17 protein-coding genes are annotated in these 16,807 nt (G+C 65.1%); 11 read left to right on the top strand and 6 right to left on the bottom strand.

The genetic code is table 11. The features are described 5' to 3' along the window. The first annotated feature begins 22 nt into the window (after positions 1–22). From dtd to PCO31010_RS25915, 3 genes are all read left to right on the top strand, one after another. The gene (gene dtd / locus PCO31010_RS25925) at positions 23–511 is read left to right on the top strand and encodes a D-aminoacyl-tRNA deacylase (RefSeq protein ID WP_150666785.1); all 489 of its coding nucleotides are present in this window, start codon (positions 23–25) and stop codon (positions 509–511) included. Between the two features lie 190 nt (positions 512–701). Beyond that, a complete protein-coding gene (locus tag PCO31010_RS25920; protein WP_150666784.1) occupies positions 702–1,328 on the top strand; it encodes a YbhB/YbcL family Raf kinase inhibitor-like protein in 627 nt (208 codons plus the stop codon). A 75-nt stretch (positions 1,329–1,403) separates the two neighbouring features. Next, positions 1,404–2,111: a histidine phosphatase family protein gene (locus PCO31010_RS25915; protein ID WP_150666783.1), complete on the top strand. Its 708-nt coding sequence runs from the start codon at positions 1,404–1,406 to the stop codon at positions 2,109–2,111. 12 nt (positions 2,112–2,123) lie between these two features. Here the strand turns inward: PCO31010_RS25915 and PCO31010_RS25910 are convergent, their stop codons facing one another. From PCO31010_RS25910 to ruvC, 3 genes are all read right to left on the bottom strand, one after another. Further along, positions 2,124–3,110, bottom strand: a complete 987-nt coding sequence (locus tag PCO31010_RS25910) for an oxygenase MpaB family protein (protein WP_373275361.1) — start codon at positions 3,108–3,110, stop codon at positions 2,124–2,126. Positions 3,111–3,202: 92 nt separating this feature from the next. Continuing rightward, a complete protein-coding gene (ruvB, locus tag PCO31010_RS25905) occupies positions 3,203–4,273 on the bottom strand; it encodes a Holliday junction branch migration DNA helicase RuvB (protein WP_150575667.1) in 1,071 nt (356 codons plus the stop codon). 55 nt (positions 4,274–4,328) lie between these two features. After that, a complete protein-coding gene (gene ruvC / locus PCO31010_RS25900) occupies positions 4,329–4,871 on the bottom strand; it encodes a crossover junction endodeoxyribonuclease RuvC (RefSeq protein WP_150575668.1) in 543 nt (180 codons plus the stop codon). Positions 4,872–5,095: 224 nt separating this feature from the next. Between ruvC and PCO31010_RS25895 the strand changes: the two genes are divergently transcribed. The 3 genes from PCO31010_RS25895 (at position 5,096) to PCO31010_RS25885 (ending at position 7,262) form a co-directional block, all read left to right on the top strand. After that, positions 5,096–5,512 (top strand): CopD family protein, encoded by a 417-nt coding sequence (locus PCO31010_RS25895; RefSeq protein WP_150666796.1) that lies wholly within the window; start codon positions 5,096–5,098, stop codon positions 5,510–5,512. 101 nt (positions 5,513–5,613) lie between these two features. Continuing rightward, positions 5,614–6,231 (top strand): 2-hydroxychromene-2-carboxylate isomerase, encoded by a 618-nt coding sequence (locus PCO31010_RS25890; protein ID WP_150666782.1) that lies wholly within the window; start codon positions 5,614–5,616, stop codon positions 6,229–6,231. A 65-nt stretch (positions 6,232–6,296) separates the two neighbouring features. After that, the gene (locus tag PCO31010_RS25885; RefSeq protein WP_150666781.1) at positions 6,297–7,262 is read left to right on the top strand and encodes an NAD(P)-dependent oxidoreductase; all 966 of its coding nucleotides are present in this window, start codon (positions 6,297–6,299) and stop codon (positions 7,260–7,262) included. 120 nt (positions 7,263–7,382) lie between these two features. Here PCO31010_RS25885 and PCO31010_RS25880 read toward each other — a convergent pair whose 3' ends face one another. After that, positions 7,383–8,228 carry a MurR/RpiR family transcriptional regulator gene (locus PCO31010_RS25880; RefSeq protein ID WP_150666780.1) on the bottom strand — a complete coding sequence of 282 codons (846 nt, stop codon included), beginning with the start codon at positions 8,226–8,228 and terminating at the stop codon, positions 7,383–7,385. Positions 8,229–8,546: 318 nt separating this feature from the next. Here PCO31010_RS25880 and edd point away from each other — a divergent pair, with 318 nt between their 5' ends. From edd to PCO31010_RS25855, 5 genes are all read left to right on the top strand, one after another. Continuing rightward, positions 8,547–10,379 (top strand): phosphogluconate dehydratase, encoded by a 1,833-nt coding sequence (edd, locus tag PCO31010_RS25875; RefSeq protein WP_174985212.1) that lies wholly within the window; start codon positions 8,547–8,549, stop codon positions 10,377–10,379. Positions 10,380–10,413: 34 nt separating this feature from the next. Then, positions 10,414–11,040, top strand: coding sequence for a bifunctional 4-hydroxy-2-oxoglutarate aldolase/2-dehydro-3-deoxy-phosphogluconate aldolase (gene eda / locus PCO31010_RS25870; RefSeq protein WP_150666779.1), 627 nt, complete (start codon positions 10,414–10,416; stop codon positions 11,038–11,040). A 157-nt stretch (positions 11,041–11,197) separates the two neighbouring features. Next, complete coding sequence (locus tag PCO31010_RS25865; RefSeq protein WP_150575673.1) at positions 11,198–12,553, top strand: GntP family permease; 1,356 nt, start codon at positions 11,198–11,200, stop codon at positions 12,551–12,553. A gap of 117 nt (positions 12,554–12,670) precedes the next feature. Next, entirely contained in the window at positions 12,671–13,204 is a 534-nt protein-coding gene (locus PCO31010_RS25860) for a gluconokinase (RefSeq protein ID WP_150666778.1), read from the top strand. 49 nt (positions 13,205–13,253) lie between these two features. Further along, the gene (locus tag PCO31010_RS25855) at positions 13,254–14,573 is read left to right on the top strand and encodes a THUMP domain-containing class I SAM-dependent RNA methyltransferase (protein WP_150666777.1); all 1,320 of its coding nucleotides are present in this window, start codon (positions 13,254–13,256) and stop codon (positions 14,571–14,573) included. A 77-nt stretch (positions 14,574–14,650) separates the two neighbouring features. Here the strand turns inward: PCO31010_RS25855 and PCO31010_RS25850 are convergent, their stop codons facing one another. Next, positions 14,651–15,814 (bottom strand): hypothetical protein, encoded by a 1,164-nt coding sequence (locus PCO31010_RS25850; RefSeq protein ID WP_150666776.1) that lies wholly within the window; start codon positions 15,812–15,814, stop codon positions 14,651–14,653. Positions 15,815–15,932: 118 nt separating this feature from the next. Next, a complete protein-coding gene (locus PCO31010_RS25845) occupies positions 15,933–16,703 on the bottom strand; it encodes a 5'-methylthioadenosine/adenosylhomocysteine nucleosidase (RefSeq protein WP_150666775.1) in 771 nt (256 codons plus the stop codon). Between the last annotated feature and the right edge of the window lie 104 nt (positions 16,704–16,807).

Raw genomic sequence — 16,807 nt, 5'->3', positions numbered from 1 at the left:
TCCCTTTGCAAGGCAAGCGACGATGATCGCGCTCATTCAGCGTGTGCTCGAAGCGGCGGTGACGGTCGACGGCCGCACCGTCGGCGCGATCGGTCCGGGGTTGCTCGCGCTGGTATGCGCCGAGCGCGGCGACACCGAGGCGAGCGCCGACAAGCTGCTCGCGAAGTTGCTCGGCTACCGCGTGTTCTCGGACGAGGCGGGCAAGATGAACCGCAGTGTCTCGAATCTCGACGGTAATCCTGACGGCAACGGTGCCGCCGTTCGTGTCGGTGGCTTGCTCCTCGTCTCGCAATTCACGCTCGCGGCCGATACGAACAGCGGCACGCGCCCGAGCTTCACGCCCGCGGCCAGCCCGGCAGACGGTAAGCGTCTGTTCGATTACTTCGTGACGCAGGCGCGTGCACGCCATCCCATCGTGGAAACCGGCGAGTTCGGGGCGCATATGCGTGTCTCGCTCGTGAACGACGGTCCCGTCACGTTCTGGTTGCAGACGCGGCCGGAAGCGGCTTGAAGCAGCCTGAAGCGGCCTGAAGCGCTCCGGCGCAGTCTGGTGCCGCCCCTCCTGTTATCCCGAAAATCGCTCGGAATTGTCTGGAATCGTTCGGAAGCGCCGGGGTGAGTGCACGCGATTCGCATCGGTGTGATACCGTCCTTGGGTTCCGAATTCGCGAATTCAAGAATTCACAGCTTGGGAGAATCTGATGAAAGTCTGGAGTGACTCGTTTGCCGACAATGCGGCGATGGATGCACAGTTCGCCTTTGGCAAACCGGACGCGGAGACGCACGTTGCGCTCTCGCAGAACAAGAACCCGCATCTCGCCTGGTCCGATGTCCCCGCCGGTACGCGCTCGTTTGTCGTGATCTGCACCGACAGCGATGTGCCGAGCCAGGGTGACGACGTCAACAAGGAAGGTCGTGAAGTCCCGGCCGATCTGCCGCGCGTCGACTTCTTCCACTGGGTGCTCGTGGACGTCCCCGCGTCGACCGGAGAAATCCCAGCGGCCAGCCACAGCAATCACGTCACGCCGCGCGGCAAGTTCGGCCCCGATGCGCTCGACGGCATGCGTCATGGGGTGAACGACTACACCGCGTGGTTTGCCGGTGACGACACCATGAAGGGCGATTACTACGGCTACGACGGCCCGTGCCCGCCGTGGAATGACACGATCGTCCACCACTATCACTTCACCGTGTACGCGCTCGACGTTGCTCGTGTGCCGCTCGACGGCCGCTTCGACGGCAACGACGTGCTCGCCGCGATCAAGCCGCATGTTTTGGGCAGCGCCAGCGTGACCGGCACCTACACGCTCAATTCGAAGGCGAAGTAAGGACGTCACGTCTGCTCACCACCTGCTTCACGGCTCGCCCAGCACTCCGCTTAACCTGAACACGCAATTGCATCGATGAACGGCACGACCACGACCCTGACCCTGATTCGCCACGGCGAGACCGACTGGAACCGCGTCAAACGGATTCAGGGGCACACGGACATTCCGCTGTCGGCGGAGGGCGAGCATCAGGCCGTGTTGTTGGGGGCGCGTATTGCACGTGAAATGGCAGTGAGCGGTAGTGTGTTCGATCACGTGCTGACGAGCGATTTGCAGCGCGCGGTGCAGACGGCGGAGCCTGTTGCGCAGGCATGCGGATTGCCGCTGGTGCGCACAGCGAGTCTTCGGGAGCGCCACTATGGCGCTTTCGAGACGCGTGTGCCCGATGAAATTCAGGCGGACTTTCCGCAGGACTACGTGCGTTGGCAGAGCCGCGATCCGGACTTCGTGATTCCTGGCGGCGAGTCGACGCGTGGCTTCTATACGCGCATCACCGGTTTCATCGCGCGGGTCCTGCGTGATTACGCGGGCCAGCGCGTGGTGCTTGTAGCGCATGGTGGCGTGCTCGATTGCTGCTACCGGCTCGCGACGGGGCTGGCCCTGACCGAGCCGCGGTCGTACCCGTTGCTCAATGCCAGCGTGAACCGTCTGTCGTACGACGGGGCGCATTGGAAGGTGCTGAGTTGGGGCGACGTCACGCATCTGGACGACGCCGTGCGCGACGAGAGTAACGACAAGCCTGCCGATGCCGCAGGCGACCGCGTCGATCCGCGTGTGGTGTAACAGAGCGCGCGTCTAGCGCTCCAGCGACGGCGCAGTCACCTCCACCGCTGGTGTCGCCAGTGCCCGACGACGCGCCCGATGCGCCACGCTGTTGCGCATCGACCAGCGTGCGACCTGTGCCATGTGGCGCACCGCAGGGCGCACGGTAAGGCGGCGAATCGTCGCCTTTTCATCGAAGCCGAGCATCGTTTGCGACCAGTCCGGCAGCAGATCGACCCCCGCTCGGAACAGCAGTCCACTGAATACCCGCGCGCCAGCAAATGGTGCGGGCAGGTTGCGCAACACGCGCACGACTTCTTCCGTGCGGTCGCTTGCGCTGAGCGTGGGGCGCATCGCCGCGAGATAGTCGTCGATCTGCGCGACGCTCGTCGGCACATCGCGCGCACCCAACGCAATGGCAATGCGAGCAACTTCTGCGTAATAGCGATCCTGATCGTCAAGCGAGAACGCGGGGTTCTTGTAGACGAGATAGCTGCGCAGAAAGCTCGACGTCTCGGCCACGTGCACCCACGTTAGCAGATCGGGATCGTAAGCGGCGTACGGCCGCCCATCGGGGGCCGTGCCTTTGACTTGGAGATGGATGCGTCGCACGCGTTCGAGCAGCGCTTCGGCGTCGGCCGTGTTGCCGAAGGTCGTGCCGCCGATGAACGTCGCGGTGCGGCGCAGACGGCCCATCACGTCCTGCCGGAAAGTCGAGTGGTCCCAGACACCGGCCATCGCCAGCGGATGCAGCGATTGCAGCAGCAGCGCGCTTACGCCGCCAATCATCATCGAAGTGAAATCGCCGTGGACGTGCCAGCAGGCGGCGTCCGGACCGAACAGGCCCGGGTCTCCATCAGGCGTGTCGTAATTCAGGCGCGGGGCACCGGGGCCGGACGTCAGGCTCACGAGCCGCATGGCGATGGCGTGCCGCAATCGCCCCGACACACCCACGACCGGTCCGGCGGGCCGCAGGGGCGTTGCCGGGGGCGGGGTGGGCAGATCGTCGTGGGAGGCCATGTCGTGCCTTGGGGGGAGCGTGAACGTCGATTGTCCGACAGAGGGATTCGCCGGACCTGCGACGTATCGTCGCCATAAGGTCGCTGTGGGCGCTACTTGCCCGTCGCGTCCGGCGACCAGAGCGAACCGCTTTCCGGTGCGCTGCCGGGCGCTGCCAGCCCGAAGTGACGGTAAGCGGCGAGCGTGGCGACGCGACCGCGCGGCGTACGTTGCAGGAAGCCCTGCTGGATCAGGAACGGCTCGATCACGTCTTCGATGGTGTCGCGCTCTTCGCCGATGGCGGCGGCAAGGTTGTCGACGCCGACCGGGCCGCCGTCGAACTTGTGGAGCACCGCTTCGAGTAGCTTGCGGTCCATCACGTCGAAGCCGACCGCATCGACGTCGAGCATCGACAGTGCGGCGTCGGCCACGGCGGCGGTGATGCGACCGTCGGCCTTCACTTCGGCGTAGTCGCGCACACGGCGCAGCAAACGGTTGGCGATACGGGGCGTGCCGCGTGCGCGGCGTGCGATCTCAAAGGCGCCGTCGTCGGCGATCACTGCGCCGAGCAGGCTCGCCGAGCGGCGCACGATGCCCGCCAGTTCGTCTGCCGTATAGAACTCCAGACGCGCCACGATTCCGAAGCGATCTCGCAGCGGGTTCGTCAGCATGCCGGCGCGGGTCGTCGCGCCCACGAGCGTGAACGGCTGGAGATCGAGCTTGACGCTGCGCGCCGCCGGACCTTCGCCGATCATGATGTCGATCTGGTAGTCCTCCAGCGCCGGGTACAGAATTTCCTCGACGACCGGCGAGAGCCGGTGGATTTCGTCGATGAACAGTACGTCGTTGGCTTCGAGATTGGTCAGCAGCGCGGCGAGATCGCCTGGACGCTCCAGCACCGGCCCCGACGTCTGACGCAGATGCACGCCCATTTCGCGGGCGATGATGTGGGCGAGCGTGGTCTTGCCCAGACCCGGCGGGCCGAAGAGCAGCACGTGGTCGAGCGGTTCCGAGCGCTTGCGGGCCGCCTCGATGAAGATTTCGAGCTGTTCGCGTACCTTGCGCTGACCGACGTATTCGTCGAGCAGCTTGGGGCGCAGTGCGCGCTCGAAGGCTTCTTCGTTGGGCGAGGCCGGCGTGGGCGCAATGATGCGCTCGGCGGCGAGTTTGTCGGTTTCGATCATGGATGCATTGTAGCGCTTCGGACGTCCGCCCTTAGCCCACCCTTTGGGCCACCCTTTAGCCCACCAGTCGACCGCGTTTCACACGCAGGCCCTTGGCGGCCAGCGCGGGCGCGACTTCGGTGAGCGCCGCGTAGGTTTCGCCGCTGTGCGCGTGGCAGATGGCGACGCCCAGCGCGTCGGAGGCGTCCTTGCCCGGCGTGCCGGTGAGGGTCAGCAAACGGGTGACCATCTCCTGCACCTGCTCCTTGCGCGCACGTCCATAGCCGACGACCGCCTGTTTCAGTTGCATCGGGGTGTATTCGAAGACTTCCAGCCCGCCGACGGACAGTGCCGTGATGGCCGCACCACGCGCCTGACCGAGCAGTAGTGTGGATTGCGGGTTGACGTTGACGAACACCTTTTCGATGGCGGCCTGATCGGGCCGGTAGGTGTCGACCAGTTCGGCCACGCTCTCGAAGATGATGCGCAGCCGGGCGGGCAGGGTGCCTTCGCCGGTACGGATGACGCCGCTCGTCACATATTGCAGACGGTTGCCGTGCTTTTCGAGCACGCCGAAGCCGGTGACGCGCAGGCCGGGGTCGATACCAAGAATTCTCATGCGGGGGCCGATGACCGGCGTGCTACGCCGATGTGAGGCAAAAAAGCCAATATGGTCCGTATTCTGGCACAGCCCGGCGGCATCGAGTCGAATGCATCGCGTCGATTTGCCGCAGGCCCGGCACCCGTTGGCGGGTGGCGCTGCGCATCGCGATACGGCGGATTGTTGTACATTGCTTGCTGTTCAAAATATTCGACGGCCTGCTGGCGGGCCGCTTGTCCCCGATGCTCTGGATCAAAGCGCTTCACATCGTTTTCGTCGCTTCGTGGTTTGCCGGTCTGTTCTATCTGCCGCGCATTTTCGTCAACCTTGCGATGGAGAGCGATCCGGCCGCCACGCAACGTCTGCTGCTCATGGCGCGCAAGCTCTATCGCTTCATGACGATTCTCGCCGTCCCGGCGCTCGCTTTCGGACTGATCCTCTGGTTGTACTACGGCATCGGCCGCTACGGTGGCTGGCTGCACGCCAAGCTGCTGATCGTGGTGCTGCTGCTCGGCTACCACCATGCGTGCGGCCGTCTGCTGCGCAAGTTCGAAACCGGGCGCAACACGCGCTCGCATCGCTGGTATCGCTACTTCAACGAGATTCCGGTGCTGGGGCTGCTCGGCGCGGTGATTCTTGTGGTCGTCAAACCGTTCTGACAACGCCTGCGACCGTCGCCTGCACAACACACATCGAACACGTCATGCATCAACAGCGCCAGTCATAGGCGCCCCCTACCGATAGCAAGAGGAGTTTTGCCGTGAGTCTGACTTGTGAGTATTTTCTGGCGACGCAGTCGCCCTATGTCTACATGGGGCACGCCCGTTTCGTCGAGCTGGCGCGCCGCTACGGTGTGCAGATCCAGCTCAAGCCGATGGACCTCGGGCGTGTCTTCAGCGGTTCGGGCGGTCTGCCGCTCGCCAAGCGCGCGCCGCAGCGTCAGGCGTATCGTCTGGTGGAACTGGCGCGCTGGTCGAAGTATCTCGGCCTGCCACTGAACCTCGAACCGAAGTTCTTCCCCGTCTCGGGCGATCCGGCGGCAAAGCTTGTGATCGCAACGCAGCTCGCGCACGGCACCGACAAGGCGCTGGAACTCGTCGGCGTGGTGTCGAATGCGTTGTGGGTCGAAGAGCGCAACATTGCCGACGATGCCACGCTGCAGGCGCTCGCCGATAGCCTGTCGCTCGACGGCAAGTCGCTGCTCGCCGCGTCGCATGGCGCAAGCGTGCAGGCAGCCTACGACGCCAACACCGACGACGCGGCCGCCGCGGGCGTGTACGGTGCGCCGTGGTTCGTCTTCGAAGGCCAGCCGTATTGGGGCCAGGACCGCCTCGACTTCCTCGAACGCGCCTTCGCCGAGGCCAGCGCAAAGCGCTGAGTCTGTCGCAGAATCTCTCGCGCGCTGCCGGGGATGCCGGTGGCGGCAACCCCCAGGAGTGAAGCATGAGTCGTCCGGAAGTTGTGTTGTACAAGAGCGTGCCGCCTGATGTGCGTGCACGATTGGCCGAGCATTTCTCGCTCACTGAATTCGACGGCGTGAACGACGGCAACCGTGCCGAGTTCGCGACGGCGCTCAGCCGTGCGGACGGTGCCATCGGTGTCGGCGTGAACGCGACGCCCGCGCTGCTCGACGGCGCATCGAAGCTCAAGGCGTGGGCCACGATCTCTGTGGGCTACGACCAGTTCGATGTGCCCGACCTCACGCGTCGTGGCATCAAGCTGATGAACACGCCCGACGTGCTGACGGAAACCACCGCCGATACCGTCTTCGCGCTGGTGTTGTCGAGTGCGCGTCGCGTGGTCGAACTGGCCGAACTGGTGAAGGCTGGCGGCTGGAAGGCGAGCCTCGGCGAGGAGCACTTCGGCACCGATGTGCAAGGCAAGACGCTGGGCATCGTCGGCATGGGACGCATCGGTGGCGCAGTGGCGCGCCGCGCCGCCCTCGGCTTCGGCATGAAGGTGCTGTACAGCAACCGCTCGCGCAACGAAGCGGCGGAGAAGGCCTACGGCGCGGAGCATCGCACGTTGCCCGAACTGCTCGCGCAATCCGATTTCGTCGTGACGCTGGTGCCGCTGTCGCCCGCCACGGAGCGTCTGATCGGTGCGAAGGAATTCGCGCAGATGAAGCGCGGTGCGATCTTCATCAACGCGGCGCGTGGCAAGGTGATCGACGAAGCCGCGCTGGTCGACGCGCTGGCCTCCGGGCATCTGCGTGCTGCCGGTCTCGATGTCTTCGAACGTGAGCCGGTGTCGGTCGATTCGCCGCTGCTGAAGATGAAGCACGTGGTGGCGTTGCCGCATATCGGCTCGGCCACGCACGAGACGCGTCACGCGATGGCGTCGTGCGCTGCCGACAATCTGATCGCTGCGCTGACGGGCAAGCCACTGCAAAACGTGGTGAATCCGTAAGCCGGGCCTTCACGCGCGGAACATTGCGTGGAGAAGCGAGAAGGGGCGAAGCGCTGTCATGGCGCTTCGCCCCTTTTTTCGTTGACGGTGTACGGTGCATTTGAGGTGCACCGCATCCGGTTACTTGCCGTCGTTCGCCGTGCGTCGCCGGTTGATGACTTCCTTGGCTCGTGCCAGTTGCGATGGCAGCCGATCCCCGAGACGCAACGCCATGCCGACCGCGAGCACGTCGCCGATGGCGAGATGGGCGATGCGCGAGGTCAGCGGCGAATACACGTCGGTGTCTTCGTCGACGTCGGCGAACAGCGCCACGCTGGCCTGCCGCGCCAATGGCGAATTACTGTGCGTGATGGCGATCACGCTCGCGCCCGCCGTGCGCGCCAGTTGTGTGGCTTCGAGCAGATCCTGCGTGCGTCCCGTATTCGAGATCGCCACAACAACGTCCCCCTCCTTGAGGAGTGCCGCCGACATGCCATACACATGCGGATCGCTGTACGCGACTGCGGGTACGCCGAGGCGGAAGAACTTGTGCTGCATGTCCTGCGCGGCGATGCCCGACGCACCTGCGCCGTAGAACTCGATGCGTCGTGCCGACGCGAGCAGTTCGATCGCCTGGCCGATGCTGTCGGGTGAGAGATTGTTGCGCACCTGCATCAGGCTGCCGATGGTGCGGTCGAGCACTTTGCTGGCGATGCCCGGCACCGGCTCGCCCGGACGCACGTCGCGGTGCACGAACGGCACGCCCTGCGCAATGCCCTGCGCCAGACGGATCTTGAATTCGCGATAGCCGCTGCATCCCACCGCCTGACAGAAGCGGGCAATCGTCGGCTGGCTGACGTTGGCGCGCTCGGCGAGTTCGTTCATCGAGAGATCGACGACTTCGCGCGGGGCGTCCAGCACATAGGTCGCGAGCTTGCGCTCGGATGGGCGCAATTGGGTCAGCGTGGCTTCGATTCGGTTAAGCATGGCAGGCAGCAACTAAAGCAGACGTGCGGCAAGGGACGGCGCTCACTATAGCACCCGCACACCGCGTGGCACCGCGCCGGGGTTGAGGGTGCGGACGCGGAAATCATGAATGAAATGTACAAAAACTACAAAAATACGACATTTTACATTATGGAGTGAGGTTTCTTAATCCGGCAAAATATGGCGTAAGTATTGGATATGACTGGGTAAAACCCTGACTGTCGATGGCTTTGGATTGATGAGATGTAGAATTTCTACTAAACTCCGCTCCCAATCGCACCTGCCCCAGGTGCATCGCGAGTCCAGTCCTACGACATGATGTCCGAGCAAAAGAAGCCCCTGCACCCGACCGTAATGGCCGTCACTGCGCGAATTGCAGCGCGTAGCCGCGACACGCGCGCAGCGTATCTGGCCCGCATCGACGCGAGCGCCGGTCGCTTTCCGCAGCGCGGCGCGCTGTCCTGCGCGAACCTGGCGCACGGTTTCGCGGCCATGCCTGCCAACGACAAGCTGATCCTGCGCGAGCAGCGTCGCCCGAACGTGGGCATCGTCACGGCGTACAACGACATGCTCTCGGCGCATCAGCCGTACGAGCAATACCCGGCGCGTCTGCGTGAGGCGGCCCGCAAGCTGGGCGCAACGGCGCAGGTCGCAGGCGGCGTGCCCGCCATGTGCGACGGCGTCACGCAAGGCAATGCGGGCATGGAGCTATCGCTGTTCTCGCGCGAAATCATCGCCATGAGCACGGCCGTCGCCCTGTCGCACAACATGTTCGACGCCGCGCTGATGCTCGGCGTGTGCGACAAGATCGTGCCGGGTCTCGTGATCGGCGCCTTGCAGTTCGGGCATCTGCCGACGATCTTCGTGCCCGCTGGCCCGATGGCGAGCGGTTTGTCGAACGACGAGAAGGCCAAGATCCGCCAGTTGTACGCCACCGGCAAAGTGGGCCGCGACGCGCTGCTCGAAGCCGAATCGCAGGCGTATCACGGTGCGGGCACGTGCACGTTCTACGGCACGGCCAACAGCAATCAGTTGCTCATGGAAATCATGGGTCTGCATCTGCCGGGCGCAGCCTTCGTGCACCCGCACACGCCCCTGCGCGATGCGCTCACCGACGCGGCGCTCGCGCGCGTGCTGGCCATCGGCGCAGACACCCCCGAATACACCCCCGTCGGCCATGTGGTCGACGAGCGTGCCGTCGTCAACGGCATCGTCGGCCTGCTGGCCACGGGCGGCTCGACCAATCACACGCTGCACCTCGTGGCGATGGCTCGTGCGGCGGGCATCATCATCGACTGGGACGATTTCGACGCGCTGTCGGCCATCGTGCCGCTCATGGCGCGCGTCTATCCGAACGGCAAAGCCGACGTGAACCATTTCCACGCCGCGGGCGGCATGGGCTTCCTGATCGGCGAGCTGCTCGACGCGGGCCTGTTGCACGACGACGTGAAGACCGTCGCCGGTCCGGGCCTCTCGCGCTACCGCGCCGAGCCGTGGTTGTCGCCCGAAGGGGTGGCGTGGCGCGCAGGGAGCGCCTACAGTGGTGATCGTGACGTCTTGCGCGGCCATGCCGAGCCGTTCGCCCCCGATGGCGGATTGCGGCTCATGCACGGCAATCTGGGACGTGGCGTCATCAAGGTGTCGGCGGTCAAGCCGGAACATCGGCGCGTGGCCGCAACGGCACGCGTATTTACTTCGCAGGAAGCGGTCCAGGCCGCGTTCGACGCAGGCGAGCTGCGTCGCGACGTGGTCGTGGTGTTGCGTGGCCAGGGGCCGCGCGCTAATGGCATGCCCGAGCTGCATCGCCTCACGCCGCTGCTCGGCGTCTTGCAGGACGAGGGATTTGCCGTGGCGCTGGTGACCGACGGCCGGATGTCCGGCGCGTCGGGCAAGGTGCCTGCGGTGATTCACGTGTCGCCCGAAGCGGCTGGCGGTGGTCCGCTGGCACGCGTGTGCGACGGCGATCCGATCGTGCTCGACGCCAACACCGGCATGCTGCACGCCGAAGTGTCGCCGCAAGTGTGGGCCGAGCGCGAGAACGCGCCGGTCGACGTGTCAGGTGACGACACCGGACGTCTGCTCTTCGGGCACATGCGTGCGTCCGTAGGCGCGGCGGAAACGGGCGCTTCCGTGTTCTTCGGCATCGAGTGACGAGCACTACGTCACTGCATTCAAGGAAAACGTAATGAACATCAATGACATCGTTCGTGCCGGCCCCGTGGTTCCGGTGCTCCAGTTCGATAACGTCGAGCAGGGTGAGCAGGTCTCGCGTGCATTGCTCGCGGGCGGCGTGCGCGTGCTCGAAATCACGCTGCGGACGCCGGCGGCGATGGACGTCATCCGCCATGTGGCCGGACTGTCGGACGAACTGATCGTTGGCGTGGGCACGCTTACGCGTCCCGAAGAAATGGCGCAGGCCGTGGCCGCCGGTGCGCGCTTCGGCGTGTCGCCGGGTTATACGCCAGCGCTGGGCGCAGCCGCCAAGGCGGCCGGTCTGCCGCTGCTGCCGGGCGTGGTGACGCCCTCGGACATTCTGGCGGCGCTCGCCGACGGTTACGAGACGGTGAAGTTCTTCCCGGCCGAGCCTTCGGGCGGTGTGCCGATGCTCAAGGCGCTTTACGGCCCGTTCCGCGAGGTGCGCTTCTGCCCGACGGGCGGCATCAGCGCGGAGTCGGCACCGTCGTATCTGGCGCAGCCGAACGTGGTGTGTGTGGGCGGCTCGTGGCTCACGCCCAAGGCGCTGGTCGACGCGAAGGACTGGGACGGCATTACGCGTCTGGCCCGCGCGGCGAGCGCGCTGCCGCGTGCCTGAAGCGGCGCCCGTGCCGCAAACGCAACGTCGAATCTCGCAACTGTAGCAACTCGCATCGACGGCAGAACATCGCCGGTTTTACCGAATAACAGGATTTCAATAAACGGGCGCGAGCCCAACGGGCATCCGCCCATCTAGCCAAACGAGGAGACCCCCCATGGTCGCGGTGCAAGGCAACTTGCTGCTGGTATACGCGCTTATCGCGGTAATCGCGCTGATTCTGCTGATCGCGCGTTTCAAACTGAATCCGTTCATCACGCTGATCGTCGTCTCGCTCGTGCTCGGGCTGGCGGTAGGCATGCCGATGGGCGGTATCGTCAAGGCATTCGAGACGGGCGTGGGCAACACGCTGGGTCACATTGCGCTCGTGGTGGGGCTTGGCACGATGCTCGGCAAGATGATGGCCGAGTCGGGCGGTGCGGAGCGCATTGCGCGTACGCTCATCGGTTTCTTCGGTGAGAAGAACGTGCACTGGGCGATGGTCGTGATCGCGTTCATCGTCGGTCTGCCGGTGTTCTTCGAAGTCGGTTTCGTGCTGCTGATTCCGATTGCGTTCAACGTCGCCAAGCGCACCGGCACGTCGATGGTGCTCGTGGGCATCCCGATGGTCGCCGGTCTGTCGGTCGTGCACGGCCTGATCCCGCCGCACCCGGCGGCGCTGCTGGCGGTGACCGCGTACAACGCGGACATCGGTCACACGATCATGTACGCGCTGATCGTCGGTATTCCGACGGCTGCGATTGCCGGTCCGCTCTTCGCCAAGCTGATGGCGCGTCACGTGGTGCCCAATCCGGATAACCCGCTGCTCGCCCAGTTCGTCGAAGCCGACCGTCCGATGGACAAGCTGCCGGGCTTCGGCATCACGCTGTTCACGATTTTGCTGCCGGTCATTCTGATGCTCATCGGTAGCTGGGCCGACCTGTTCTTCGCACCGAAGACGTTCGCGAACGACTTCCTGCGCCTGATCGGCAACTCGGTGATGGCGCTGCTCATCGCCACGCTCGTGAGTTTCTTCACGTTCGGCAAGCAACGCGGCTTCAATCGCGATCAGATTCTGAAGTTCACCAACGAGTGTCTGGCCCCGATTGCCACGATCACCCTGGTGGTGGGGGCTGGTGGCGGTTTCGGGCGTATCCTGATGGACAGCGGTGTGTCGAAGGCGATTGTCGACGTCGCGAACAACGCCCATCTCTCGCCGCTGCTGCTCGGCTGGCTGGTGGCGGTGCTGATCCGTATTGCGACGGGTTCGGCCACGGTGGCTATGACGACCGCCTGCGGTATCGTCGCCCCGATTGCCATGGCTGCCGGTTCGACGGTCAAGCCGGAACTGATGGTGCTGGCTACGGGCGCAGGGTCGCTGATCCTGTCGCACGTGAACGACGGCGGTTTCTGGCTGGTTAAGGAATACTTCAACATGACCGTGCCGCAGACCTTCAAGACGTGGACGGTGTGCGAGACGATCATTTCGGTTGTCGCGCTGCTGCTCACGCTGGGTCTGGCTGCGGTGGTGTAATCGGCAATATCGCTGTAACGGGTAAGCGCGCCGCTCGGGCAGTGAACACGCGCAGAGCGGCGCGAGCAATACGGGTAACACGCTGGCACAGGTCGGCACGGAACAAGGAGACGAGCCATGATCGTCGTGGTAATGGGCGTATCGGGCAGCGGCAAGAGCACGGTTGGGCAAATGCTTGCCGACCGGCTGGGCTGCGGGTTTTCCGACGCAGATTCGTTTCACAGCCCCGCGAACATCGAGAAAATGCGTCGCGGCGAAGCGCTTAACGACACCGACCGCGCGCCGTGGCTGGCGGCGATTCGCGAAGCCATCGTTGCACGCCGGGTGGCGGGGCGTCATCACGTGTTCGCGTGTTCGGCGCTGCGCGCACGGTATCGCGACGTGCTCGGCGAGCACGACGGCGACGTCGTGTTCGTCTACCTGAAGGGCGCGCCCGAGGTGATCGGGGAGCGTCTGGCGTCGCGCTCGGGCCATTTCTTCGATCCGGCGTTGCTGCAAAGCCAGTTCAATACGCTGGAAGAACCGCGCGATGCGCTGATCGTCGACATCTGCGATTCCCCCGACGCCATCGTCGAAACCTTGCTTCACAAGCTTGCCGCCTGCCCCGGCGGCGTGCCGCTGACGTCCGCCGGTTCGGCGCGCGTACAATAGCGGTTTATTCCCTCCGCCGGCGCTTCGCGCGCCGGTCGCACGCACCCACATGGCTTCCTTCGAATTCTTCGCGCCCTGTCCCCGTGGACTGGAAGAGGCGCTTGCCGCCGAACTGGCAGAACTGGGGCGTCTCGCCCCGATTTCGGTGGGCAAACAGGTGCCCGGTGGTGTGCACTTCGCCGGTCCGTGGGCCGCAGGCATGGCAGCCAACCTGCATTCGCGCATCGCGAGCCGTGTGCTGCTGCGCGTCGCGCAGCAGGGCTACCGCACCGAACAGGACATCTACGAATTCGCCCTGCGTCAGCGCTGGGAAGACTGGTTCGGCTATCAGCAGACGCTGCGGGTGGACGTCACCGGTATCAAGGCACCGGTGCGCAGCCTCGAATTCGTCACATTGCGTGTGAAGGACGCCGTGTGCGACCGTCTGCGCGAGAAGACCGGTGCGCGTCCGAACATCGACACCATGCAGCCCGACGTGCGCGTGTTCGCCTTCCTGACGGCGACCGACGCCACGCTCTATCTCGATACCTCCGGCGAGCCGCTGTTCAAGCGCGGCTGGCGTCTGGACAAGGGCGCAGCGCCCCTGCGCGAAAACCTCGCGGCGGGCATTTTGCGACTGGCCGGATGGCGCACCGATACGGCCGCCGACATGGTGCTGTACGACCCGATGTGCGGCAGCGGCACGTTCCTCGCGGAAGCCGCGCAGATCGCGCTGGGTGTCCCGGCGGGCGCAGGACGCCGCTTCGGCTTCGAGAAGCTCAAGGGCTACGACATCACCGCCTGGCAGGCGCTCAAGGTGCAGGCGGACGAAGCACAGCGCGACGCCCGCGTGCGCGGCGTGCCCGACAGCATCTTCGGTAGCGACATTTCCGGCGACATGCTGGTCAAGTCGCGTGCCAATCTGGAACGCGCCGGTGTGGGCGACATCGGTCTCAAGCAGGTGGACGCGCGCGATATGTCGCCGCCAGTGGATCGTCCGGGGATCATCGTTGCCAATCCGCCGTACGGCGAACGTATCGAAGTGCGCGGCCGCCGTGCCCCGCGCGATGACGACGACGGTTATTCGCCGGACGTGCAAGGCAATCGCGGTGGCTTCCAGCGCAATCAGCCGGACGGCGTCGATGCCGAGTTCTTCCGTGCCTTCGGCGGCGTGCTCAAGCAGCGCTTCACCGGCTGGAGCGCGTTCCTGCTCACGGCCGACATGAGCCTGCCGGGGCAGATGCGCCTGCGCGAATCGCGTCGTACGCCGCTGTACAACGGTGCGCTGGAATGCCGCTTGTTCCGCTTCGATCTGATCGCTGGCTCCGTGCGCAAGCGCGCAGGCGAGGGTGAGGGCAAGACGGAAGGTGGGCGCGACACGGCTGAGTAAGCGTTAGCGCCTCGACGTTCTGCGTCATGAAAAAGACCGGCCAGTGGCCGGTCTTTTGCTTTGTGCGCACAGCAGCGTTAGCCTGCGTTACCGTCGCGGCTGTCGTCCGCCTCTGCGAGATAGGTCGCAGGCGGCGCGGAGCGGGGGCGCTCGCTCGGTGGTTGCAACGGAGGTTCCGGTGGTGGCGGCAAGGCAGCGCGCTGTGCGGCGCGTCGCTGGGCGGCGACAGCCGTGAGCACCGCGCGACGTTCGCGCAGATCGCTCGGCGCGATACGGCTGCGCCGGGGATCGCATGTCACGTTTTCCGGATCGGACAGGTCACTCTCGTAATCGGGGCCGGTGCGTGGCGAATAGTCCCGCACATCCAGCACACCGACGACGGTGACGTCCCTGAGCCACCGTTCGGTGTCGCAAGTGACGGCGTTGTGGCTCAGGATGTCGTCGACGATCCCGAGTTCGCGCGGGTCCGGATGAATCTGCCACACGTCGCGCGTGGCTTCCCAGTGCGGCCAGATTTGCCCGCCAGCGCCGTAATGGCAGTACGCGATGGCCTGATAGGCCTTGCGGCAGACGTCGCGCGTCGCGTAGCACCAGGGACGATCCAGTGTCGCGATGTCGATCATCCGCGAGAGCACGCTGGTCGGGTTGGCGCCCGCACTGTAGAAATACACCCACTTGTTGGTCGTGTCGAACGACCAGGGCACGGCGATATCGTGTCCGAAGGCTTGCAGAATCCGCAGGGTCAGGATGTCGTCGGCGACATGCGTTTCCGGATCGCGCACGAACACCGACTGCGCCCATGTTTCGAGGTTCGGCGTGCCGGCGATGCGCTCGTAGAGTGTCCAGCCGGTGCGGCGCGGGAGCAGACGACGCAGCAGATCGACGGCAATGTCCGCGGGCAATCCCGTATCTCTGAGGGCATCCAGTGTGACCTCGTGATCTTCCAGAACAGCCAGCCGACGAAGCGCGATGACTTGCTCCGCCGTGCGGGCAGGCTCTCCGACGACCGTCTTGCCGATGCACGCCTCGATCTCGCGTCCGAACGTGCTGTCGGGGTGTTCGGCGGCGCGCATCACGGCAGCCTTCGTCGGATTGCATTTCGGGTTGAGCGCCCGGATGTTGACGACGTCCGTCCAACTGAGCGCGCGGTAGAACGGTTCGAGGGCAGGGGTGCTTGGATGGCCAGTCTGCGCTGAGGACGTGGGTGGCGCAGATAGCGCGCGATGACCGTCTACGTTCATTGGGTGTCTCCTCCGGACAATGGACAAGGCGACATTGTCTGGAAGGAGGCCGATGCGGGATGTCGAGATCGCCCGCCGGAATGTCCAAACGGGGATGGGTAGCGATGGTTCGGTGTGTTTAGGCGGACGGTGCGGCACGCGCGCTCAGGAAGCGGCGAAGGATGCCGTGAGAATAGTGACTCGCGACCTCGCGCAGAAAGCGCGAAAAGTCGACGTGTGCGGTGTCATCGGCCGCGTCGGAAAGCGTGCGCATGACGGCGAACGGAATGCCGTACTCGTGGCAGACCTGCGCGACCGCCGCCCCTTCCATCTCGACGGCAAGGGCTTGCGGCAGCGTGCCGCGCAACAGCGTGACTTCGTTGGCGCTGGAGACGAAGCGGTCGCCGCTGGCGATTTGCCCGACGTGCACGCGTGGCGCGGACATCCGCAGCTCGGTGCGCAACGCGGCGCTCACCTGCGCGGCCATCTCGTCGGCAAGCCAGTCGCGTGCGGCCTGAGCGAGGGCATCGCGCAGTGAGGCTTCCGCATCGAACGCAGCGCGCCCGAGCAGCGGGATTTCGAAGCGGGGGAAGAGGGGGCTCGCGTCCATGTCGTGCTGCGTGAGCGTGTCGGCGATGACGACGTCGCCCACTGACAAGCCGTGCGCGAGTCCGCCCGCCACGCCGGTGAAGACGATTTCCCGCACGTCGAATCGATGGATCAGCGCAGCCGTCGTGGCGGCCGCCGCTACTTTGCCGATGCGCGCGAGCACGATGACGCAGTCGTGACCGTGTAGCTTGCCCACGTGATAGTCGCGCATGCCGATGTGTTCGACGTGTGCCCCGGGGGCCATCTCCGCGAGCAGATCGGCGATTTCTTCGTGAAGGGCGGCGACGATGCCTAGCGTCATGATGCGGGACTCTTTCGCGCGCGGTGGCGCGCTAATGCGTGGATCGAGCGCGCATTGTAGCGCGGGGCTGCACCCGATGTTGGCGTGCAGCCCCGCGCAAAGAT

It is taken from the genome of Pandoraea commovens (assembly GCF_902459615.1).
GTDB lineage: Bacteria > Pseudomonadota > Gammaproteobacteria > Burkholderiales > Burkholderiaceae > Pandoraea > Pandoraea commovens.
Note: the sequence above shows the minus strand (reverse complement) of the source record. Positions and strands in the feature narration are given on the sequence as shown.